This window comes from Kushneria phosphatilytica, assembly GCF_008247605.1.
Lineage (GTDB): Bacteria > Pseudomonadota > Gammaproteobacteria > Pseudomonadales > Halomonadaceae > Kushneria > Kushneria phosphatilytica.
This window is the reverse complement of the sequence record NZ_CP043420.1, coordinates 1199780-1221750: the sequence shown is the minus strand read 5'-3', so window position 1 is coordinate 1221750 and position 21971 is coordinate 1199780. Positions and strand designations below refer to the sequence as shown.

The window sequence follows — 21971 nt, the reverse complement described above, 5'->3', positions numbered from 1 at the left end:
GGCGTGCACTTATTGCTGCTGCTGCGCCATTTTCTGAACCTTCTGCATCATCTGCGGATTGTTCTGAACGGCCTGACCGATCTGATTGAACTCATCCACTTTCAGCCCGTTGTCCTTGACGGCCTGGACCATCTTGTCATTCGCCTCCTGGCGAATGTTCTGTTGCTGATCGGAGCCATCGGCATTCTGCAGACGCTTGGTATAGGTCTGGGAAATACCGGCAATCTCCTGCGATGCCGAAGCAAAGTTCTGGAGTTGCTGGTCGCTGAAGTTCTGCTGGGCCTGTGTCTGGCCCTGAGACTGAGCAGCGCTACCCTGGGACTGGCTGGCAGCCATGACCGGCCCCGAAGCGAGCCCGGTGGCGATGAGCGTGGCTGAAAGAAACGCAGTCGTCCGTTTCATTGATTCCTCCGTACTTTGCTTTGCCATGGACGTTCGAGCCTCGGCTCCGCCCGCTTTATACCTGCTTTGAGTTACCTGACAGTTTGACGGTCGGTATCGCGGGGAGTTCAGGAAATTGCAGTAACAAATTGTAGTGACTGCAATTTCCCTTCCGACCTGCTGCCGAGATCATCGTAGCACGATCATTGAAGTTCTTTCAGATAAGCCGTTCCGCCCAGCTGACGCATCTGCTGGCGAATCCAGCGAGCATGCTGCATCACGCTGGCGCTCGGATGGAGTGGGCTGCGATGACGTGGATCGGGCAGCACGGCCGCCAGTCTGGCCGCTCGTGCGGCACTGAGCTGATCGGCATCAATGCCATAGTAGTGCCGGGCTGCGGCCTGCAGTCCAAACACGCCTCGGTCCCACTCCACGACGTTGAGATACACCTCGAGAATCCGGCTTTTGGGCCAGAGCAACTCGATCAGACCGGTAAACCATACCTCCAGCCCCTTGCGCACCCAGCTGCGCTGCGTCCAGAGAAAGACATTGCGCGCGGTCTGCTGACTGATGGTACTGGCCCCCCGTAGCGGTCTGTCCTCGAACCACCATGCCTTCAGTGATCGACGAATCTGTCTGAAATCGAAACCGTGATGGAAGGGGAAGCGCTGATCCTCTGCAGCGATCACCGCCAGGGCAGCCTGATTCGAGAGCCGATCAAGCGAGCGCCAGTGGTAGTCGATATCGATGGACTGATCTGTCATTCGTGCATGAGCCCAGCGCTCGAGCATTACCATCGAACCCGGAAGCGGCACGAATCGAAACAGCACCACCACCAGCACACTCAGCATCATCAGCAGACCCACGGCCTTGAGCAGCCAACGTCCCAGTCGCCCCAGCATGGATACCCCTCTCCCTCATGACGAACATATTTCGGCTGCCCCAGCCGACTGCCGTGTCATCGTGATTGTCATGGCATTTGTTGTAGCTGCCGGGAAGCAGCCATCAGAGTGCTACGCTGCCCGGCCGCGAAGCGCCATTGTAAGGGATTGCGGTAACAGACGCTTACCCGGGAAGAGGAAGGAAATCATCGGGTATGCCCGGCCGGGCATACCCGAGCGCCTCATTCTGCCTGCAGATAACGGGCGTGATAGCGCAGATGGTCATCGATGAAACTGGCGACAAAGAAGTAGCTGTGATCGTAGCCTGGCCGATAGTTGAGGGTCAGCTCGTGATCACACTCCTGGCAGGTGCGTTCAAGCTCACCGGGCTGCAGCTGCTCATCGAGGAAGTTATCATCCTCGCCCTGCTCAACCAGCAGAGGCTGGCGCGAGGTGCCGGCACGGATCAGTGCACAGGCATCATATTCGGCCCATAACGCACGATCATCACCCAGATAGTGACTGAAAGCCTGCTCACCCCATGGGCAGTTGACTGGATGACAAACCGGCGAAAAGGCCGAGACCGAGACGTAGCGCCCCGGCTGTCTGAGCGCACAGACCAGGGCACCGTGCCCACCCATTGAGTGACCACTGATGGCTTCACGGCCATTGAGCGGGAAGTGCTCTCGTATCAGCTCGGGCAGCTCCCGGGTCACATAGTCATACATCCGATAGTGCCGAGACCAGGGTTCACGGGTGGCGTTGACATAGAAACCGGCTCCGGAACCGAAATCGAAACGCTCGTGCTCACCGGGCAGATCCGTCCCCCGGGGACTGGTATCCGGACAGATGATCGCAATGCCCAGCTCGGCCGCCAGCTTCTGAGCGCCGGCTTTCTGCATGAAATTCTCATCGGTGCAGGTCAATCCCGACAGCCACCAGAGCAGCGGCACCCGCTCTTCTTCAGCCTGGGGTGGTAGATAGATCCCGAAGGTCATGTCGCAGTCCAGCACCTCGGAGTAGTGCGTAAACCGGCTGACCCAGCCACCAAAGCTCTTGTTGGCGCTGACCCGCTCGATCGCGTGCTGTGCCATCGTTTGCTCCTTCCACTACGGTTTTGACCAACGTGATTCGGCTTACCGAACGCGCGCCGACAGATCTGAAAGATTGCACATTATCCTGCCCGCCCCATGACAGTGCGCCGCCCGGGACAGAGCGGCGCACGGTTCGGGACAAGCTCAGAAGGTCAGCACGGTACGAATGCTCTCGCCCTTGTGCAGTAGATCAAGCGCGTGGTTGATCTCATCGATCTTCATGGTGTGCGTGACGAAATCATCAATATTGATCTCGCCTCGCATATAGCTGTCGACGTATCCCGGCAGCTCGGTTCGCCCCTTGACGCCGCCAAAGGCAGAGCCCTTCCAGACACGACCGGTCACCAGCTGGAACGGCCGCGTCGAGATCTCCTCGCCGGCACCGGCCACTCCGATGATGATCGACTCGCCCCATCCCTTGTGGCAGCACTCGAGCGCCGTGCGCATGACATTGACGTTGCCGATGCATTCAAACGAGTAATCGACCCCGCCGTCGGTCATGTCGACCAGCACTTCCTGGAAGGGACGATCGTAATCGTTGGGGTTGATGCAATCGGTAGCGCCCATCTGACGGGCGAAGTCGAACTTCTCGGGATTGATATCCACGGCAATGACGCGTGCGGCCTTTGCCAGGTGAGCCCCCTGAATGACCGACAGACCGATCGCCCCCAGACCGAACACTGCGACCGTCGAGCCCGGTTCGACACCTGCCGTATTGCGCACCGCACCGATACCGGTGGTAATGCCACAGCCCAGCAGACAGACCTTGTCGAGCGGCGCTTCGCGACTGATTTTCGCCAGCGATACTTCAGGCACCACGGTATATTCTGAGAAAGTTGAGGTGCCCATGTAGTGATGGAGCATCTTGCCGTTCTTCGAGAAACGCGATGTCCCGTCGGGCATGACCCCCTTGCCCTGAGTGGCACGCACGGCACTGCAGAGGTTGGTTTTGCCGGAGAGACAGAACTTGCACTTGCCACACTCGGCGGTATAGAGCGGAATGACGTGATCGCCGGGTTCGAGCGAAGTCACGCCCGGACCAACCTCTTCGACCACGGCGCCGCCCTCGTGACCGAGAATGGCGGGAAAGTTGCCCTCGGGGTCCTTGCCGGAGAGCGTATAGGCATCGGTATGACAGAGGCCCGTCGCGACGACACGGACCAGTACTTCACCGGCCTTCGGCCCTTCGACGTCGATTTCGTCAATCTCCAGCGGCTGCCCTGCTTCCCAGGCAATCGCTGCGCGCGATCTGATACTCATGAACTACCTCGCGTGTTGATGTAAACCCGTCTTCGGGCATGATGATCCACTCTATTGTAAATCATCGTGTCCCCTCGGCGCATGACACCCCGACGCTCATGAGCATGCCGGTACCGGCTGCGGGACAAGAATCAGTCCGGATCGGCAGCCATGCTGCGATCACCGGCGGCACTTCGCGATGAGAGTCCCGTTTCCTGCCATAACGTCTCCGACTCGAAAAGCTGATCGGATACCCGCTCATGAAGATAGTGATCAGAGAACCCGGTCGCCCGAATCAGAAGCTCGGGGTCGGGAATACTGATGCGATTGCGATCACGATAGACCAGCCCGGTTTCACGCAACTCACTGAAGGTCCGGCTGACATGGACCGAAGAGAGCCCCAGGATATCAGCCAGCATCTGCTGGGAGAGCGGCATGCAAAAATGCTGTGGCAGTTCCGGATAAACCCGTTTGAGACGCATGTACATCTCACAGATGAAATGAGCCAGCTTGTCACGGGCATTGCGTCGGCCGACATTGACCAGACGCTCGGTCAGAAGCGCCTGCTGGCCGGCCAGCATCGAGAAAAACAGGGCCGTCAGGCGATGCGAACTGCCGAACAGGCTGATGAGGTAACGATACGAAATGCGCCCCAGCGATACCTCGGTAAGCATGGCAACGCTGCTCAGGCGTTTATAAAATGAAAACTCCCTCAGCCCGATCACATCCCCTGGCAGATAAACATCCAGTACCTGCCGGGTGCCGTCATTCATGGCGCGATAGGAGTAGGCCCAGCCCTTGCGCAGTACATAAAAGGCATCAGCCGTCTGATGCTCTTCCCAGAGAAGATCACCCGCCGAGAGCGTCATGGGATGGCGCTCCAGTTCATTCAGTAACGCTCTGTCATCCTCCTCGAGTCCACAGTACTCCTCAAAATGGCGAATGATATCGACGTCACTACCATCCATGAATGTATTTCCCCTCGTCACCTGGCATGCGATCTACTTGTGAAAGGCCCTGCACCGCACACTGCAGGAACCGGTAGAAGCATTGTCAGGGGACAAACGGAAATGCTGTTATAACCTGCGTTAACACCATGGCGAAAAACTCGCCGAGAGTCATGATCTTAGCCCACACCATCGGGATCAGACGAGCAGTAAAAATGCTTGTTGCATTAGCGGTTACCTGCCATGGAGAGACGCAAGACACATCACCTGAAGGCATATCGCGCGTCCATGGACGCGCGATCCGGCACAATCCTTCCGGGATGCGCTCAACCCTGTCGAGCCACGCCATACTCGGTGGCGGAATCAAGCAGCCACTGCCACAGGTAATCGGCATAGCTGCGTCGAATCACCAGCTCCCACTGCGCTTCGCCAACCCGACAGATCATGGCCTGGGCACGCGCAAAACAGGTGGTGACGCTGCGCCCTACCGGAAACGCGCGCGGATGAACATCCACCGGCGCGGATTTCATCAGCACTTCCCGGGCCTTTGCACCGGATAGCATGATCACGGTTTGTCCACCACTGACATCCACTACCGCAACATGCCCACCCAGCGTTTCTCTCAAGGCCAGCTCCAACCGGTATTCTTCACCCCCGGGGACAATCAGCAGCCACTCATCCGGTGAACGCCAGTGCAGCCTCGCCATCTCTCCGACTGTCGAGGTCATGGGCGTCACCGGCAGGGCGACCCCCAGCACCTTTTCAATACCACTGACAAAATCGGGATCATCGGCACTTCCCCGGATCACCAGATGCCCCAGGAAGGCGCGCTCCCCCAGCAGCACCCCCGCTTGCTCCTGCGCACTCAGTGATACAGGAGAGGCTGCATCATGCAGCGGAGACTGCGTGCGCACGCCATCGAGACTGTCGGCTGACTCTTCGGCACTCCCGGAGCGCACCGGATGCGGATCGAAAACAGCGAATTCAGACATGCTGACGCTCTCCCCTGGGATCATAGAACATGGAACTGACAATCTCGGCTTCCAGTGTGGAACCATCGGGCTGAGGCAAATAGACATGCTCACCCTTGCGGCGATGGCCACCACGTACCACGGCCAGGGCGAAACCGTGCCCGAGCGTGGCGCTGTAGTAGCTTGAGGTCACATGCCCCACCATGGTCATGGGAATCTGCTGCTCGGGGTCGAAGACGATCTGGGCCCCTTCCGGCAGGACTACCTCGCTACCATCCAGCGGCTTCAGCCCGACCAGCTGCTTGCGATCGTCACGCTGCAGATCGACACGCGCCATGCCGCGCTTGCCGACCCAGTCAAATGGCTTGCGATAGCCGATCGCCCAGGTCATGCCGAGATCCTCGGGCGTCATGGTGGCATCGGTATCCTGCCCGACGATGATGAAGCCCTTCTCGGCACGCAGCACGTGCATGGTCTCGGTGCCGTAGGGGGTTAGCTCGAAGGCCTCGCCATGGTCAAACAGCGCCTCCCAGACATGCATGGCGTAATTGGCCTGCACGTTGATCTCGAAAGAGAGCTCACCGGTAAAGGAGATGCGATAGACCCGCGCCGGAATGCCCGCCACCGTGCCCTCGCGAAAGGCCATGAAGGCGAAGGCATCGCGGGAGAGATCGATGTCGGTCAGCTGTTCCAGCAGTTCACGGCTTTTCGGACCGGTCAGTGTCATGGTGGCCCAGTGATCGGTCACCGAGGTAAAGAACACTTCCAGTTCCGGCCACTCGGTCTGATGCCACAGCTCCAGCCAGTCCAGCACCTGAGCGGCGTTACCGGTGGTAGTGGTCATCAGGAAATGATGTTCGCCAAGACAGGTGGTGACACCATCATCCATCACCATGCCATCCTCGCCGCACATCAGCCCGTAACGCCCCTTGCCGACCGGCAACTTCTCCCAGCCATTGGTGTAGACACGCCCGATGAATTCGCGGGCATCCGGTCCCTGGATGTCGATCTTGCCCAGCGTCGACGCATCAAGGATGCCTACTCCGTTGCGCACCGCCAGGCACTCGCGATTGACCGCCTCCTGCAGGGTTTCTTCGCCATTGGCGCCGCGTGCCCCGCCCCAGCCGGGATAGTACCAGGGCCGCTTCCACTGACCGACATTCTCGAACAGCGCCCCGTGTTCGACATGCCAGCGATGCATGGCGGTGTAACGCTCGGGATCGAACATTGCGCCGCAATATCGCCCGGCGATGGCCCCGAAGCTGACCGGTGTGTAGTTGGGACGAAATACCGTGGTGCCGGTTTCGGGAATGGTCTGTCCCAGCACCCGGGCCGCGATCGCCATGCCATTGATGTTGCCGATCTTGCCCTGATCGGTACCGAAGCCCATCGCGGTGTAGCGCTTGACGTGCTCGATCGACTCGAAGCCTTCACGAATGGCCAGCTCGATGCCGGCAGCGGTGACATCGTTCTGAGGATCCACGAACTGCTTGGGCGCACGCATCGTCGCGTGCGTATGCGGCACATGATAAAGCGCTGCCTGAGGGCTCTCCTCAACCGTCGCCAGACTCGGCAGGTTCGGCGACACACGCTCGTAGCCGGCTGCCACGGCCGCATCGCTACCGGCCAGCACACCGTCAGCCAACGCATCTGCCAGCGGATAGATACCATGCACGCCGCCGGCATAGTGCAGCTGCTGCTTCGTCTCACCGGGCACAAACCCCAGAATGCGATCGTTCCAGACCGGTTTGGAACCGGTGTGGGCCGAGAGGTGCACCACCGGACTGTAGCCGCCGGAACTGGCGAGGGTATCGCAGGCGATGGCTTCGGTCTCACCGGTCACCCGAAAGCCGTCAATATCGATGTCTGCCACCAGCGCCTCACTGACCCGATCATCGCCGCGGCATTCGATCACCGAGGCGCCGGTAATAATGCGGATGCCACGGCTACGCGCCTCATTGACCAGCGTACCGTCGGGTTCGGCCCGGGCATCGACGATCGCTGCCACTTCCCGACCGGCATCGAGCCAGTCCAGCGCTGCACGGTAGGCGTGAGAATTGGTCGTTGCCAGCACCAGCTGCTGCCCGGGCACCACACCATAACGGCGGATATAGCAGGAGATCGCACCGGCCAGCAGATGACCGGGCAGATCGTTATTGGCAAACACCAGCGGGCGCTCATGGGCACCGGTCGCCAGGATGACCCGCTGCGCGCGGACCCGGTGCATGCGCTGGCGGGTCATGCCGGCCGGCGCACGATCGCCGAGATGATCGGTACGTCGTTCGTGGAGGGTGACGAAGTTGTGATCGTGATAGCCGTTGGCGGTAGTGCGCGGCAGCAGCAGCACATCTTCCATGGCCTCAAGTTCGGCGAGGGTGGACGCCAACCACTCCCCCGCTGGCTGATCATCCGGGCGCTCGCGGGAGTCCAGCAGACAGCCGCCCATCTGTTCCTGCTCGTCACAGACGATCACCCGGGCACCGGCCTGCCCTGCCGCCAGTGCTGCCGCCAGCCCGGCGGGGCCTGCCCCCACCACCAGCACATCGCAGTAGCGGTTCATGTGGTCATAGGTGTCGGCATCGGGCACGGTGGGCGCGCGCCCCAACCCAGCAGCAGCACGAATGAATTTCTCGTAGGTCAGCCAGGCGGATTGCGGTGCCATGAAGGTCTTGTAGTAAAAGCCCACCGGCATGAACCGGCCGCCCCACTTGCCAATCAGACCGGTCAGCGACTTTTGCTGACGCTCGATGAAATTGCGTCCGCGCCCCACGCTCTCGCACACCAGCCCCTCGTATACCGGCTGCTGGGTAGCGCGCACATTGGGTGTCTGGGTTTCGGGGGTCGCGCCCATCTGCAGGATGGCATTGGGCTCCTCGCAGCCGGCCGCCATGATGCCGCGCGGTCTGGCGTACTTGAAGCTGTGACCCACCACATCGACACCGTTGGCCAGCAGTGCCGAAGCCACGGTATCACCGGCATGCGCAGCCAGCTCGCGACCGTCAAAGGTAAACGATAGCGTTGAAGAGCGGTCGATGTGCTCGCTGTTCATGCGCCCCGCGTCGAGACGATTGACCTGACTCATGCCACCTCCTCGCCATCGTTATCAGCCTGAGTATCGATCACGCCGCCACGGCCATCCGTACGGTAGCGCGGCTCTTCACCGATGCGCCAGGTTTCCAGAATCTCGTTGGTGACAGTGTGACGGGTCACATTGAAGTACCGGCGTGTCGGGAGATGCATCCACATCTCGTGGTGAACTCCACGGATGTTGTCGCGAAAGAACAGGTAGTCCCCCCACTGCTCGTCACTGGTGCTGACCGGCGACTCGGCCCGCCGGATCTGCGCCTGCCCGCAGGGTTTGAACTCCTCTTCGCTGTGGTATTCGTGGGTGTAAGGGCAGCGGATGTAGAACATGGTGATTATCCCGTTGCAAAACCTGGAAATCCGTCAGGGCGTCAGTGAGCCGCCGGGGCCTAGTGCGCCACCGCCGCCGCACCATGCTCATCAACGAGCGCCCCGGTATGGAAACGCTGCATCGAGTAGGGTTCGGCGATCGGATGCGGGCGTCCTTTTGCCAGTGTCCAGGCAAAAATGTGTCCCGAGCCGGGCGTGGCCTTGAAGCCACCAGTGCCCCAGCCGCAATTGAAGAAGAGGCCCTTGACCGGTGTGGTGGAAATAATCGGAGAAGCATCCGGGGTGGTATCGACGACACCGCCCCACTGGCGGTTCATGCGTACCCGGGAGAGCGAGGGAAACATCTCGACGATCGCCTGGATGACGTGCTCGATGATCGAGTAGCTGCCACGCTGGCCATAGCCGACGTAGCCGTCGACCCCGGCGCCGATCACCAGATCCCCCTTGTCGGACTGGCTGATATAGCCATGGACCTGGTTGGACATGATGACGGTGTCGATCACCGGCTTGAGCGGCTCGGAGACCAACGCCTGCAGCGGATGAGATTCGATCGGCAATCGGAAACCGGCCATTTTGGCCATGGTGCCGGAGTTGCCGGCAGTCACGACACCGACGCGGCCGGCACGAATCTCGCCACGGGAGGTTTCGACGCCTTTCACCTCGCCGTTCTCGATCAGAAAACCGGTGACTTCGGTATTCTGCAGCAGGTCCACCCCGCGGCTGTCGGCCGCGCGTGCGTATCCCCAGGCCACGGCGTCATGCCGGGCCACACCGGCACGCGGCTGAAAGGAAGCGCCCAGTACCGGATAACGGGCGTTCTCCGAACAATCCATGGCCGGCACCAGCTTCTTCACGCCATCGGCATCGAGATAATCGCTGTCGATGCCGTTGAGCCGGTTGGCGTTGACCCGGCGGCGGGTATCACGCACATCCTGCATGGTATGCGCCACATTGAGCACACCACGCTGCGAGAACATCACGTTGTAGTTGATGTCCTGGGAGAGCCCCTCCCACAGCTTGAGCGCATGCTCATAGAGACGTGCGGATTCGTCGAACAGATAGTTGGAACGCACGATGGTGGTGTTGCGGGCGGTATTGCCGCCACCCAGCCATCCCTTTTCAATCACTGCGACATTGGTAATGCCGTGCTCTTTGGCGAGATACCACGCCGTCGCCAGCCCATGACCGCCACCACCTACAATGATGACGTCGTAATGCGACTTCGGCGCCGGATTGCGCCACATGCGCTGCCACTGCTCATGATGGCTGAGTGCATGGCGGACCAGTCCGAATCCCGAGTAGCGTTCCATGATACCTCTCCCCGCGCGTCACGCTGCGTATCCCGTTCTCCGGCAGAACGAGCCTGTCAGGGGCGATGGTAGAACGGGTGCTACCGGGTCAAGTGCTCGCTGACGCCATGCCATGATGCGTTTGCGACATGCCCGTCGAGTGTGATGGCCACAATATATTCAGGGGATGCTGAGCAATGGCTGATCACGCATCAGGCGCTGGACCTCAGCGGCCGGCATGGGACGGAAGTGATAATGGCCCTGGACCAGATCACAATTGAGATCACGCATCAGCTCAAGCTGGGCAAGGGTTTCGACCCCTTCAGCCACGACTTCAAGACCCAGCCGATGCGCAATGAAGACTATCCCGGCCAGAATGGCCCGATCGCGCGGGCTGGCAGGTGCATCGGTTACGAAGCTGCGATCGATCTTCAGCGAGGTGACCGGAAACAGCTTGAGATAGCTCAGCGTCGAATAACCGGTGCCGAAGTCATCGATGGCGATCTTCATACCGCGATGATAGAGCCGGTGCAGCGACTCAAGCACACTATCGTCAGCCTGAACCAGTACGTTCTCGGTCAGCTCGATGCCGATATCGCGATGGTTGAGATGATACTCCTGCATGCAACGCTGAAGCTGATCAAAGACACCGGGTACGGCAATCTGACGCCCGGAGAAATTGATATCGATGCGATACCCGTTCAATCCTGCAGCTTTCCAGCAGGCCTGCTGACGACAGACCTCACGAACAATCCAGTCCCCCAGGCGATGAATCAGATTAAAGCGCTCGGCCAGTGGAATGAACTCGCTCGGCGGGACAGGCTCACCCCCGTCTTCCGGAAACCAGCGCACCAGGGCCTCGAGGTTTTCGATACGCCCACTCATTGATGAGACCTGGGGCTGATAATGAACACACAGCTCCTGGCGTTCGATGGCTCGCTGGAGCCGCTCCAGCAATTCATGCTGCCGTAAAAGGGTGTCGTGAATCTGGCGATTGAAGAACCAGTATCGGCTGTGATCGGAGCCCTTGGCGCGATTCTTGGCCAATTCGGCATGGTGAATCAGCTCGGCTGCTTCACGACCATTATCAGGGTAAAGACTCACCCCCAGCCTTGCGGTCACGTGCAGCTCACCCCCTTCAAGTGCAAAGGGAGCACTGAACTGCGCCATGATGCGGTCGATCAGCGTTAATACATCCCGTTCTGCGCTCAGATAGGCAAAGGCCATGACGAACTCATCGGCATCAAAGCGCGACAGCAATGCCGAGTCCTGCTGACACTCGCGAAGACGATCGGCCACCTGCATCAGCAACTGATTGCCCTGTTCAAAGCCACGCGCCACGTTCACATCACCGAAGCGGTCTAGATCGATAAACAGTACCGCCAGATGCATGCGTCGCCGCTGACACTCGCGCATGAACCCCTCAAGCTCGGACTCGAAGGTGCGCCGGTTGGGCAATCGGGTCAGTGGATCGAAATGCGTGACGAAATCGAGCTCTCGTCTGACCTGTTTCTGATCGGAAAGATCGACATCAACACAGAACATCAGTGGATCGTGCGTATGCTCACCCAGCATGACGTGGTGAGAGAAAACGGCAACCGGCGCGCCACTTTTACTGACCAGCTCCAGCTCACCGGGGGGTATGGCATCTCCTTTTGTAATCCAGTTGCGATGTGCGCGTATCACATCTTCACGCATCTCCCCGGGAATGATCAGATCTTCGAGCAGACTGCCCTGCACTTCCTCGGCATCGTAACCATAGAGTTGCGTACTGGCTTCATTCCAGTAGATCACTCGTCGCTCGCGATCATATCCCTGAACCGCCACCTTCGGCAGGCTCTCCAGTAACGCCCGGAAACGCTGCTCGCTTTCTCCGTGACGACGCTGGGCCAGAGCCAGTTTTTCAGGGCCGACCCGAGTCCGGAATTCCACATCCAGACGCCGCCAGCCGCGGGCAATATAACCAATGGTCAATAACAGCAGCAGCAGGATGGCGAGACTTGCCCCCTGTTGCCAGGCCAGCGACACCCGGGTCCATTCCAGCGCCATCAGACTACAGGCCAGCACCACGGCCAGTGCAATGGCAAAGCCCATTGCCCCTCTGCCTATCCGGTCGGCCATTTTCCCTCCCTCAGTCCAAAGTGTGCCGCCTCAGCCCACACCCCCACTTCAATGCCAATTCCAGTCTCACCCCACAAGCTGAGCAGGGCCACAACTTTTAAAGGGTGTTTTGCCCAACCCTTTTTACACGCGCCCTGGGACTTTTCAACGCAAAAGCATGAACCGGCTCGCAAATGAGCAAAACAGCATCTCATGTACTGCTCAGATACGCGAAATAACACTCTTTAACATTTTTTGTTGCCCTTCTGATCGAGGTCGTCAAACGACGGCCTGACCACATAACGGCCCCTGGTGGGGCAAACTCAATCAAGAGGAAGTCTCTAATGCAAGTGACCCATATCAGTGCTGCTACTCGCCATCAGTTCTGGGCACCACATGTCGAGCGTGATCTCGAGGCACAAAACTGGAGTATCACCGACATGAGCCATCAGATCGACCTGGCGGCCTGGCAACGCTATCTTGACGACCTTCCGCGCGACCCCTACGTCAACGATCGCTGGAAGCGCATGGCATGGCTCAACATTACCGATGATGGCGACATTGCCGACATGGGTGAATGCCCAATGGCTCAGGGCGGCATGTTCAATGATGCAGACAGCATGGCGGACAAGCTGCGCTATTATCCTGCCCTGGAGCGATCCTTCATCGAACGGGACGATGTGCAGGCCTTCGTGCGGGCCTGGACAGAGCTCTGGGGGATCAGTCCACGCGAGCCAATCCTGATGCAAATCACGGGAGTCAAGGGTACAGGCCAGCTGGATCCGCTGCAGGGCCAGGGCATTCACGCCGACGGCAGCCAGTTCCTCAGTATCATGGTACTCAATCGTGAGAATGTCCGGGGAGGCGACAGCTGTCTCTACGCCGACAAGGCCGGTACACAACTGTTGGCCCGTCAGGTGCTGGAACCCGGCGAGGTCCTCCATCTGCGCGATGATCGGCTCTACCACGGCGCCAATGGTCTCGAACAGGAAGATCCGGATCAGCCTTTCGAGCGCTTCATCATTATCATCAATTGCCGCTTCGTCGACGGTTTCCAGAACCGCATGTTGCGGCGTCACTTCCCACATGCCGTGATCAACGAAGTCAGTTGATCCGACACTGACATCACCGGGCCACACAACGTGGCCCGGTGCTCCTTTCAATGATGCGTCAAGCGATGATCCGGGAGTACCCCGAGAAGCAGTCGCGCTCCATCATGGCGAGTGTATCCCCGGCCTCGGGTGTGCCCTGGCGTCTCGGAGGTATATGTCAGGGCGATTACCATAGTGATGCAGCACGCCAGGCACTGTGCCAATGTGCTGAACGACCTCCTGAGCAGGCAGACGCAAAAGCGTCTCCGCCGATCAGGTGTTCAGTATGCCGTGCGGGTCAATCACGAATTTTTTGGCCACACCGCTATCGAAATCAGCATAGCCCTTTGGCGCTTGCTCAAGACTGATCGGCGTAGCGTTCACGGCCTTGCCGATTTCCACCCTGCCATGCAAAACGGCCTGCATCAGCTGTCGCTGATAGCGCATCGCGGGTGTCTGGCCGGTATGAAAAGACATGGCCTTGGCCCAGCCCAGACCGAATTTCATCGACAGATTGCCGTGCTTCGCGTCCTCGCTGGAAGCCCCCGGATCCTCGGTAACATAGAGCCCCGGAATACCGACCCGGCCGCCGGCCTGGGTAATTTCCATCGCCGCATTGAGTACCGTGGCAGGCTGCTCATGGGCATGATTGTGCCCATGACAATTGGCTTCAAAGCCGACAGCATCCACTGCCGCATCCACTTCCGGGACCCCCAGAATCGATTCGATCAATTCCGGCATACTGGCATCCTGGCGCAGATCCAGGGGTTCACAACCGAAGCTGCGCGCCTGTTCAAGACGTTGCGGTTTCATGTCGCCGACAATGACACAGGCGGCCCCCAGCAACCGCGCAGAAGCCGCCGCCGCCAACCCCACCGGTCCGGCGCCTGCGATATACACGGTAGAGCCCGGCTGCACCCCGGCCGTCAGACAGCCATGAAAACCGGTCGGAAAGATATCCGTCAGCATGGTCAGATCGAGGATCTTTTCCATGGCCTGTTCCCTGTCGGGAAAGACCAGCAGCTGGAAATCGGCATAAGGCACCATGACATACTCGGCCTGACCGCCGACCCATCCCCCCATATCGACATAGCCGTAGGCGCCACCGGGTCGAGCAGGATTCACATTGAGACAGATGTGCGTATCGCCCCGACGGCAGTTGCGACAGCGACCACAGGCGACATTGAAAGGAACGGAGACAACATCCCCCTGTTTGACGAATTCGACATCACGGCCACACTCGATGACTTCTCCGGTAATTTCGTGACCCAGCACGAGCCCCTCGGGAGCCGTCGTACGGCCACGCACCATATGCTGATCGCTGCCGCAGATATTGGTGGTCAGCACCTTGAGAATGACACCATGCTCACACTTGCGATTACCCAGTGCCAGTTCCGGGAAAGCAATATCTTCAACCGCCACCTTGCCGGCACCTCGATACACAACACCGCGATTATCTGCTGAAGCCATGAGGTTCACTCCTCTGCTGATATGTCAGGCGCATTGGGACCCGATACGCCAACAGCGCCGTAAAGGCGTACCCGTATGATCTGCATGCTTCAGCAGCCGATACGACGCTCCACTCGTCAGTGTCCAACCCACCCGACAAGCAGGAACCTGGCCATTTGTCGTAGTTGTCGTTTTCGGACAGGTCATTGACGCAGCCACGAGCGTGGCGGAAACAAAAACGGCCACCCGAAGGTGGCCGCGAACCGCAACATACCGCTAATCATCAGAAAAGATCCGGACCATATCCCCAGAGCACCACCGTGGCCGCCAGCAGCGCCTCAAGCACCAGTACACCGATACCCAGAGTGGATACTGAAACGATGCCGGCATCGCGTGCATTGACACTGAAGAAACCCGGTACCCCCTGATAGAGGAGCCAGCCTGTGTAGCACAGGCCAATCGTACCGGCGAGCAGACACAGCCAGATCAGCGGATAAATCGCGACAATGCCACTGAGGAACATCGGCGTCGCAATATAACCGGCAAAGATGATACAGCGCCGTCGACTCGGCCGGTGGGGAAACCGATGGGCCAGCCAGTGCAGTACGCTTCCCATCAGAGCGACAGCCGCGAGAAGCATGATGTAAAAGACAATCGCCAGATAGAATGCCGTAACCGGTGACACCGTAACGGCCTTGCCTTCACCGAAATTCCAGCCGAACTGTGTAGTACCGATCCACGAGCAGATCACGGGTATGGCCGCCAGTAGCAGCACATGGCGAGTGTAATGCTGCGCAATGGTCTCCGATTCCGCTTCTCCACGTATCTGCTGCCACTCCCTGCCGGGATGGGCCAGAAGTCCCCAGACATGCTGCATCATCATGTAACACCTCCTCCCACTTGCCGTGGGCGCCATCGACAGGCGGGTACGGGTTTTAACTCGGTTATCCGAAGGGAGCCGTGGTGCGCCCCTGTCTGCAGCATAGAACATGGAGGAATTCGAGCCATGGCACCTTTCGCTCATTGTCAGGCCGAAACCCGGAATGTCAGCATCGGTCGGCCATTGACGCTACCGGCTGACGCCGCCAGCAGTGTTCAGCGTGATCGTTGACCATCCCTACCGCCTGCATCCAGGCATACACGATGGTGGGCCCGACAAAGCGAAAACCGCGTCGTTTCAGCGCCTGAGAGAGCTCTTTTGAAAGGGCTGTCTGTGTTGGTACCGGCCCTTCGTTCTGAATCGGCCGATGACCGATCATCTGCCAGACGAAGGCGCCAAAAGGCTCGCCCTGATCACGCATGGCCAGATAGGCGCGAGCGTTGCCGATGGTCGCTTCTATCTTGGCACGTGAGCGGATGATGCGTGCATCCTCGAGCAACTTTTGAACATCGGGCTCTTCAAATTGCGCCACACGTTCCGGCTCGAAACCGGCGAAGCACTCACGGAAGGCTTCCCGCTTGCGCAGTACGGTCAGCCACGACAGCCCGGCCTGGAAACCGTCCAGCATCAGCTTTTCCCATAGGGCACGATCATCGTATTCCGGCACGCCCCACTCATGATCGTGATACTCGGCCAGCAGCGCATTGCCCTGCGCCCAGCGGCAGCGACACTCATCCGTCACCATGTCTTGTTCTCCCGAGGAAGGTCGTCCAATGGTTTCGAATAGTGCCGCAAATCACCGCCCCAATGACACTGACCGAATCGGTCAATATGGTTCGGACTCAATAGTCGATGACCACCCGCCCTTTCGGTCGTGAACAGCAGGACAGAATATACCCTTCAGCTTCGTCATCTTCAGTTATGCCGCCGTTGTGCTCCATCTCGACTTCACCTTCGAGCATCATGACCCGGCAGGTCCCACAGATGCCCATGCCACAGGCCTTGGGGATATGCAGGCCGAGCCGCGCGGCGGCAGCGTGAATGGTATCGTTATCGCCCACCCGGATACTGCGCCCGCTTTCAGCAAACTCGATCGGAATCAGATCAGCCCGATCGACTTCCTCGGCCTGTGCCTCGGCGGCTTCGGACCACTCCAGCGCATCCTCACGGACCGATGCCGGCGTGGCGCCAAAGGACTCTTCATGGTAATGCGACATGTCGAATCCCTGATCGCTCAGGATACCGCGCACGGCTTTCATGTAAGGCTCGGGACCGCAGCAGAAAATCTCGCGTTCAAGGTAATCAGGGGCTATCAGTTCCAGCAGCTGCCGGGTCAGAAAGCCCCGGTAGCCGGCCCAGCTCTGCCCGATCTCACGGCGCTCACAGACAATGTGCAGATCGAACTCGGGAATGCGCGATGCCATGTGTTCCAGCTCCCGGGCATAGATCACATCCGCCGGCGTCCGGGCACTGTGTACGAAGGCAATATCGACATTGGCATTGGTGTCAAAGAACCAGCGGGTCATCGACATCAGCGGCGTGATACCGACACCACCGGAGAGGTACAGCACCTTTTCCGAGGGGTGATCGATGGCGTTGAACCCACCCACCGGACCATGCACCACCAGGCGGTCGCCTTCACCGAAATTGTCATGCAGCCAGTTCGAGACCTCACCGTCGGGTAGCCGCTTGACGGTGATCGAAAAGCTGTAGGGCACCGAGGGTGCACTGGATATGGTGTAAGAGCGCATGATCTGACGCCCGCCGATGTCGAGTTCAAGCGTCACGAACTGCCCCGGCTTGAAAAAGAACATCACCGGCTGCTCGGCCATGAAACAGAAGGTGCGTACGTCACGCGTCTCCTGGATGACCTTGACACAGCGCACCTCGTGGCGACCGTTGGTCCAGGTCTGGGTGTTGACCGGATTGAGAAACGCTTCGGACATGGTCGTCCCCCTGCCAGCGCGATATCGATACGGATGAACCGGCTTTCACGTGACAGCCGGTATGGCAGCATCTCCCGCGGGAGATCATGAGATCGATTGTCGAGCCACTTGTCAGCGATGACTTTCCCATTCACGACACGCAGTTAGTCGTTCTCACCAGTCACATTCGGCAGGGTCTTCCAAAGCGTCGGTTTCGCATCAGAGGGCGTCGCGAGCGGACAACCCTTCGGCCCCTTTCCGGCGCAGACTCAAGTCACATCGATGCCGATGAGCGCATCATTGTTCTTACTGCCGTGCCATGGGAGGGAATACCATGCACTCGCTTGTCCGCCTGCCGGAAGATGATGTCCGCCAGCAGACCCGTTATGCCGTATATGACATGCTCAGCCGACGCGATCCTCGGCTCTCTCTGGAGCAGCCGTTCTACAACGATCAGCGCGTGTTCGAACTGGAAATGGAAACCCTGTTCAAAAGCGAATGGCTGTTCGCCGCCATGGGCTGCGAAATGCCGAAGAAGGGCAATTTCGTCACCCTCGACATCGGTGACAATCCGATCGTTATCGTGCGCGGCGGTGATGGCACACTCCATGGTTTCCATAATGTTTGTCGCCATCGCGGCTCACGGCTCTGTCTACACGAAAAAGGCAAGGTCGCCAAACTGGTCTGCCCCTACCACCAGTGGACCTATGAACTTGATGGACGCCTGCTGTTTGCCGGCCAGGATATGGGAGACGACTTCGATCTGAGCGCCTATGGCCTGCAGCCGCTTCACGTGCGTGAAGCCGGGGGGTTCGTATTTGTCTGTCTGGCCGAGACACCACCACCGCTTGACGACTTCCTGACCACACTCGAGCACTACATGGCGCTCTATGAAATGGACAACGCCAGAGTTGCCGTGCAATCCGATATCGTCGAGGAAGCCAACTGGAAGCTGGTCATCGAAAACAACCGCGAATGCTATCACTGCAGTGGTGCCCATCCGGAGCTTCTCGCCTCGCTGCAGGAATTCGACGATACCGATGACCCCCGTGCCAGTGATGCCTACCGAGAGCTGGTCAAGCGTCAGCAGGCCACCTGGGAGGCATGCAACATCCCATGGCAGCTGACTCGGCTGGATCGTCGCAATCGCCTCACTCGCACACCACTGATCGATGGCATCGTGTCAATGACGCCGGATGGCAAGGTGGGCTGTCAGAAGCTGATGGGAAGTCTCACTACGCCGGATCTTGGCTCACTACGTATCCTTCATCTGCCCAACTCGTGGAACCACTGTCTCGGCGATCATCTGATCACCTTCCGAGTGCTGCCGCTGGGGCCCCAGCGAACTCTGGTCACGACCAAATGGATCGTACGTGGTGATGCTGTAGAGGGGACCGACTATGACCCCGAGCGACTACGCGCCGTATGGGATGCCACCAATGATCAGGACCGTCGACTGGCCGAGGAGAATCAGCGCGGCATCAATTCCATGGCGTATCGCCCCGGACCCTATTCACCGACCTTCGAGTTCGGCGTGATCGATTTCCTGCAGTGGTATGGCGAGCGGATGCTCACCCATCTGACAGGTGAAGAGGCCAATGAAAGCATACCGGAGGAGCCGGCACTATCGCTGGCCAGAGGTTAGCAGCAGACAGCAGGGTTTCAGCCTGCTGAAACGACACTGCCCCGGTCATTGGAACCGGGGCAGCATGACAGGAACGCGTGCTTACGAGCCATAGCCCGACACCGCTTTCAGTGACTACCGGGCGAATTCCCCAGTACTGGTATCAGATGCGCCTCGATGGCCTCGCGAACGCATGGCAGCATGACGTCACGCTTGCCCATCAGTTCACGTACCAGCGCATCCAGTCCTTCTACACCCTGTGCCTGATGACAACGTGCGGCCAGGCGCGCTGCGCACATGGGCGAAGCGTCCGAATGAATGGTGACGCCCAGCGCACTCAGGCGATGACGAAAATCGGTTTGGTCGATGAGTTCGGCCATCATCATGGCAGGCCCTCCAGCATGGCAGGATATTGTTATCGCGCACGAATAATCTCGCGCGCAGGATAGCCTTGTTCCGCCAGGATAACGCGCTTTCTTCAGCACCACAATCGGCGTGCAGGTCAATGACGGCGCCGGTTGCAAACATGTCGCAACCAGGTCATGACCCATGGCAGGGTGGCTGATCACCGGGAAGTTTCTATGCTGGAGGGACACCCAACCCTGTTATTCTGGAGCACCTCATGCAGTCAATCGGGCATGTCTTGATTGTCGGTATCCTCACCTACCTGGCGCTTATTGTGGTACTGCGTCTTTCCGGCAAGCGCACCCTGTCGAAATGGAATGCCTTTGATTTCGTCGTCACCATTGCCCTCGGGTCGGTACTTGCCAGCGCCCTGATGTCCTCCAGTGTCAGTCTGCTACAGAGCATCGTGGCACTATGCGTGCTGGTGCTATTGCAATTCGCCATTACCTTTACCTCGGTGCGCTCCCCTTTCATGCGTCGACTGATCAAGGCCGAACCGGCGCTGCTACTCGAAGCAGGCACCTATCGTCATGACATCATGCGTCGAGAACGCGTCGTCGAGGCCGAAATTCGTGCAGCCATTCGCGAACAGGGTCATGCCGACATCGAAGCGATCGCGGCAGTCGTGCTGGAAACGGATGGCAGTTTCAGTGTCATTCCCCACCGAGGCACTACTCACTCGGCATTGAGTGATGTACATCCCGTCCCATCGCTGAAGCGCGAAGCAGCACCACAGGAGAAATAACCGTCGAATCACCATCTGATCAGACCTTCGAGCGCGCGACAGTGCCGTAGCATCAGGCCCGATATCCCGAACGGAGTCTGTCATGATCGAGTTCGCGCGCTGGTCACGCCTGCTCAGACGCTGTCGCACGACATACCATTGCATGGGTGCTCTGCTGTTCAGCCTGCTGATGCTGTGGGTACTGCCGGCTCATGCCTTTACTTACTGGGACGATACTTCCGCCTCGGCGGTCACCCTGAGTCGTGGGGATTTCGTGGCAAGAGCCAGTCAGTTGAAGGGGCTTGAACAGCTCGCCTACGTCAATCGTGTCATCAACAACGCTGCTCGCCAGACACCGGACACCCGGGATGAATGGAAGGGCTTCGATCGCCTGATTCGGGATAACGCTGGTGACTGTGAAGATTTTGCCCTGGCCAAGTATCAGATCCTGCGTCAGGCAGGCGTCCCCCCCGACCGGATGGATCTGATGGCCGCAGAAGACCAGCTCACGCCGAGTTACCATGCCGTATTGCGCTATCGCCGCGATGATGGCAGTCACCTGATTCTGGATAACCTCACGCCGCTGATTCTGCCAGAGCATGCTCGCAGCGATCTCACCCCCATCGTGATCTTTGATCAGCACCATGCCAGGCGCTATCACAAGGGAAAATTTGAAGTTGTCGACCCGGCAAGGGTCTTGCTGGGAGGCGTCAGGCTCGATAAGCGGATGCAGCGGCTGCTGGATTACTGAGCAGCCGGTTGCGTCGACCGGTCCCTGACATCAGGCCGCCAGGGCCTCGCTGAGATAGTCCCGCAACGAGGCGTTGCGAAACTGTGCCTTGAGATACCAGAGCTGACGCGGGGTCATGTACCGCGGCCGGGTCATGTAGAGCACTTCTGCCATGGTCGGCACGAACGGCTTGAGCAGTAGCGCCATACCCGCCTCTTCAGGAGTGCGATTGCCCTTGAGACTGTTGCAACGCTGACAGCAGGCCACGGCATTGAGCATGGAGAGCCGCCCCCCGCGGGAGCGTGGCAGGATATGATCGATGGTCAGCGCCTGACGCGTCAGCAGATCACCGCAATAGGCACAGCACAAACCTTCCCGATACTTGCACAGCACACGATTGAAGCCGGTATGTTCAAAGGCAAGCATGGCATGGGTGGGTGGCGATACCCCCAGCACTTCGGGGATATCGATATAGGATTGCCGACCGGTCAGCGAGCTGGTACCGCCATGCAGGCGATGCGCACCCTCGCCATCCGACCAGACCAGCCCCCCCTCCGACGGCCGTGACATCAGCACGGCAGCCTCTTCAAGCGTCAGCCAGTCAATCGGAATACCGGAAGCGTGCAGACGTAACACCATGGGTTGGCGCATTGGAACTCCCCATGTCATCAAGAGGTGCTGAGACGATGCTATACCAGCGTGTCCTTTTGGTGACAAGTCCGCACGTTACCTTCATTTTCTGTCACAAGCGCCTGGATTGCCTTCCTTTTGCAACAGATGGCCAGGAGATACCCCCTGGTCTGCAGACCAGGCATGAAGGCTACACC

The 21971-nt window shown here is 59.1% G+C and carries 20 protein-coding genes; 4 read left to right on the top strand and 16 right to left on the bottom strand.

Annotated features, from left to right (window positions below):
• Positions 1–9: 9 nt before the first annotated feature.
• The 10 genes from FY550_RS05420 to FY550_RS05375 form a co-directional block, all read right to left on the bottom strand.
• Positions 10–402, bottom strand: coding sequence for a DUF4168 domain-containing protein (locus tag FY550_RS05420; protein WP_070976388.1), 393 nt, complete (start codon positions 400–402; stop codon positions 10–12).
• A gap of 182 nt (positions 403–584) precedes the next feature.
• On the bottom strand, positions 585–1283 hold the full coding sequence (mtgA, locus tag FY550_RS05415; RefSeq protein WP_070976386.1) for a monofunctional biosynthetic peptidoglycan transglycosylase: 699 nt from the start codon (positions 1281–1283) through the stop codon (positions 585–587).
• A gap of 221 nt (positions 1284–1504) precedes the next feature.
• Positions 1505–2356, bottom strand: coding sequence for an S-formylglutathione hydrolase (gene fghA / locus FY550_RS05410; RefSeq protein WP_149054402.1), 852 nt, complete (start codon positions 2354–2356; stop codon positions 1505–1507).
• A gap of 144 nt (positions 2357–2500) precedes the next feature.
• Complete coding sequence (locus FY550_RS05405; RefSeq protein WP_070977298.1) at positions 2501–3610, bottom strand: S-(hydroxymethyl)glutathione dehydrogenase/class III alcohol dehydrogenase; 1110 nt, start codon at positions 3608–3610, stop codon at positions 2501–2503.
• A 137-nt stretch (positions 3611–3747) separates the two neighbouring features.
• A complete protein-coding gene (locus FY550_RS05400; RefSeq protein WP_070976384.1) occupies positions 3748–4563 on the bottom strand; it encodes a Crp/Fnr family transcriptional regulator in 816 nt (271 codons plus the stop codon).
• A gap of 305 nt (positions 4564–4868) precedes the next feature.
• Positions 4869–5534: a sarcosine oxidase subunit gamma gene (locus tag FY550_RS05395; RefSeq protein WP_084387929.1), complete on the bottom strand. Its 666-nt coding sequence runs from the start codon at positions 5532–5534 to the stop codon at positions 4869–4871.
• On the bottom strand, positions 5527–8595 hold the full coding sequence (locus FY550_RS05390; RefSeq protein WP_149054401.1) for a sarcosine oxidase subunit alpha family protein: 3069 nt from the start codon (positions 8593–8595) through the stop codon (positions 5527–5529). The genes FY550_RS05395 and FY550_RS05390 overlap by 8 nt, the downstream gene beginning before the upstream one ends.
• Positions 8592–8927 (bottom strand): sarcosine oxidase subunit delta, encoded by a 336-nt coding sequence (locus tag FY550_RS05385; protein WP_149054400.1) that lies wholly within the window; start codon positions 8925–8927, stop codon positions 8592–8594. The genes FY550_RS05390 and FY550_RS05385 overlap by 4 nt, the downstream gene beginning before the upstream one ends.
• 59 nt (positions 8928–8986) lie before the next feature.
• Positions 8987–10237, bottom strand: a complete 1251-nt coding sequence (locus FY550_RS05380; protein WP_070976379.1) for a sarcosine oxidase subunit beta family protein — start codon at positions 10235–10237, stop codon at positions 8987–8989.
• A 159-nt stretch (positions 10238–10396) separates the two neighbouring features.
• Positions 10397–12337 carry a putative bifunctional diguanylate cyclase/phosphodiesterase gene (locus tag FY550_RS05375; protein ID WP_233350275.1) on the bottom strand — a complete coding sequence of 647 codons (1941 nt, stop codon included), beginning with the start codon at positions 12335–12337 and terminating at the stop codon, positions 10397–10399.
• Between the two features lie 323 nt (positions 12338–12660).
• Here FY550_RS05375 and FY550_RS05370 point away from each other — a divergent pair, with 323 nt between their 5' ends.
• Complete coding sequence (locus FY550_RS05370; RefSeq protein WP_084387928.1) at positions 12661–13428, top strand: 2OG-Fe dioxygenase family protein; 768 nt, start codon at positions 12661–12663, stop codon at positions 13426–13428.
• Positions 13429–13680: 252 nt separating this feature from the next.
• On the opposite strand, the gene fdhA is transcribed toward FY550_RS05370, so the two are convergent.
• The 4 genes from fdhA to FY550_RS05350 form a co-directional block, all read right to left on the bottom strand.
• The gene (fdhA, locus tag FY550_RS05365; protein WP_070976377.1) at positions 13681–14877 is read right to left on the bottom strand and encodes a formaldehyde dehydrogenase, glutathione-independent; all 1197 of its coding nucleotides are present in this window, start codon (positions 14875–14877) and stop codon (positions 13681–13683) included.
• A gap of 262 nt (positions 14878–15139) precedes the next feature.
• Positions 15140–15739, bottom strand: a complete 600-nt coding sequence (locus FY550_RS05360) for a Yip1 family protein (RefSeq protein ID WP_325062975.1) — start codon at positions 15737–15739, stop codon at positions 15140–15142.
• 163 nt (positions 15740–15902) lie between these two features.
• Positions 15903–16481, bottom strand: a complete 579-nt coding sequence (locus tag FY550_RS05355) for a DNA-3-methyladenine glycosylase I (RefSeq protein WP_070976375.1) — start codon at positions 16479–16481, stop codon at positions 15903–15905.
• A gap of 97 nt (positions 16482–16578) precedes the next feature.
• Entirely contained in the window at positions 16579–17682 is a 1104-nt protein-coding gene (locus FY550_RS05350; protein WP_070976373.1) for a hybrid-cluster NAD(P)-dependent oxidoreductase, read from the bottom strand.
• Between the two features lie 313 nt (positions 17683–17995).
• Between FY550_RS05350 and FY550_RS05345 the strand changes: the two genes are divergently transcribed.
• Complete coding sequence (locus FY550_RS05345; protein WP_070976370.1) at positions 17996–19306, top strand: aromatic ring-hydroxylating oxygenase subunit alpha; 1311 nt, start codon at positions 17996–17998, stop codon at positions 19304–19306.
• Positions 19307–19413: 107 nt separating this feature from the next.
• Here the strand turns inward: FY550_RS05345 and FY550_RS05340 are convergent, their stop codons facing one another.
• Positions 19414–19671, bottom strand: a complete 258-nt coding sequence (locus FY550_RS05340; protein WP_070976368.1) for a hypothetical protein — start codon at positions 19669–19671, stop codon at positions 19414–19416.
• Positions 19672–19907: 236 nt separating this feature from the next.
• On the opposite strand from FY550_RS05340, the gene FY550_RS05335 reads away from it, so the two are divergent.
• Positions 19908–20435: a DUF421 domain-containing protein gene (locus FY550_RS05335; RefSeq protein WP_149054399.1), complete on the top strand. Its 528-nt coding sequence runs from the start codon at positions 19908–19910 to the stop codon at positions 20433–20435.
• Between the two features lie 82 nt (positions 20436–20517).
• On the top strand, positions 20518–21165 hold the full coding sequence (locus FY550_RS05330; RefSeq protein WP_070976365.1) for a transglutaminase-like cysteine peptidase: 648 nt from the start codon (positions 20518–20520) through the stop codon (positions 21163–21165).
• A 30-nt stretch (positions 21166–21195) separates the two neighbouring features.
• Here the strand turns inward: FY550_RS05330 and FY550_RS05325 are convergent, their stop codons facing one another.
• The gene (locus FY550_RS05325; RefSeq protein ID WP_168169270.1) at positions 21196–21795 is read right to left on the bottom strand and encodes an HNH endonuclease; all 600 of its coding nucleotides are present in this window, start codon (positions 21793–21795) and stop codon (positions 21196–21198) included.
• Positions 21796–21971 lie beyond the last annotated feature (176 nt).

Bases quoted from the DNA above. Each gene is read 5' to 3' on its own strand.
- FY550_RS05420 (WP_070976388.1), bottom strand. From the start codon at position 402: ATGAAACGGACGACTGCGTTTCTTTCAGCCACGCTCATCGCCACCGGG.
- mtgA (WP_070976386.1), bottom strand. From the start codon at position 1,283: ATGCTGGGGCGACTGGGACGTTGGCTGCTCAAGGCCGTGGGTCTGCTG.
- fghA (WP_149054402.1), bottom strand. From the start codon at position 2,356: ATGGCACAGCACGCGATCGAGCGGGTCAGCGCCAACAAGAGCTTTGGT.
- FY550_RS05400 (WP_070976384.1), bottom strand. From the start codon at position 4,563: ATGGATGGTAGTGACGTCGATATCATTCGCCATTTTGAGGAGTACTGT.
- FY550_RS05395 (WP_084387929.1), bottom strand. From the start codon at position 5,534: ATGTCTGAATTCGCTGTTTTCGATCCGCATCCGGTGCGCTCCGGGAGT.
- FY550_RS05390 (WP_149054401.1), bottom strand. From the start codon at position 8,595: ATGAGTCAGGTCAATCGTCTCGACGCGGGGCGCATGAACAGCGAGCAC.
- FY550_RS05385 (WP_149054400.1), bottom strand. From the start codon at position 8,927: ATGTTCTACATCCGCTGCCCTTACACCCACGAATACCACAGCGAAGAG.
- FY550_RS05380 (WP_070976379.1), bottom strand. From the start codon at position 10,237: ATGGAACGCTACTCGGGATTCGGACTGGTCCGCCATGCACTCAGCCAT.
- FY550_RS05375 (WP_233350275.1), bottom strand. From the start codon at position 12,337: ATGGCCGACCGGATAGGCAGAGGGGCAATGGGCTTTGCCATTGCACTG.
- FY550_RS05370 (WP_084387928.1), top strand. From the start codon at position 12,661: ATGCAAGTGACCCATATCAGTGCTGCTACTCGCCATCAGTTCTGGGCA.
- fdhA (WP_070976377.1), bottom strand. From the start codon at position 14,877: ATGGCTTCAGCAGATAATCGCGGTGTTGTGTATCGAGGTGCCGGCAAG.
- FY550_RS05360 (WP_325062975.1), bottom strand. From the start codon at position 15,739: ATGATGATGCAGCATGTCTGGGGACTTCTGGCCCATCCCGGCAGGGAG.
- FY550_RS05355 (WP_070976375.1), bottom strand. From the start codon at position 16,481: ATGGTGACGGATGAGTGTCGCTGCCGCTGGGCGCAGGGCAATGCGCTG.
- FY550_RS05350 (WP_070976373.1), bottom strand. From the start codon at position 17,682: ATGTCCGAAGCGTTTCTCAATCCGGTCAACACCCAGACCTGGACCAAC.
- FY550_RS05345 (WP_070976370.1), top strand. From the start codon at position 17,996: ATGCACTCGCTTGTCCGCCTGCCGGAAGATGATGTCCGCCAGCAGACC.
- FY550_RS05340 (WP_070976368.1), bottom strand. From the start codon at position 19,671: ATGATGATGGCCGAACTCATCGACCAAACCGATTTTCGTCATCGCCTG.
- FY550_RS05335 (WP_149054399.1), top strand. From the start codon at position 19,908: ATGCAGTCAATCGGGCATGTCTTGATTGTCGGTATCCTCACCTACCTG.
- FY550_RS05330 (WP_070976365.1), top strand. From the start codon at position 20,518: ATGATCGAGTTCGCGCGCTGGTCACGCCTGCTCAGACGCTGTCGCACG.
- FY550_RS05325 (WP_168169270.1), bottom strand. From the start codon at position 21,795: ATGCGCCAACCCATGGTGTTACGTCTGCACGCTTCCGGTATTCCGATT.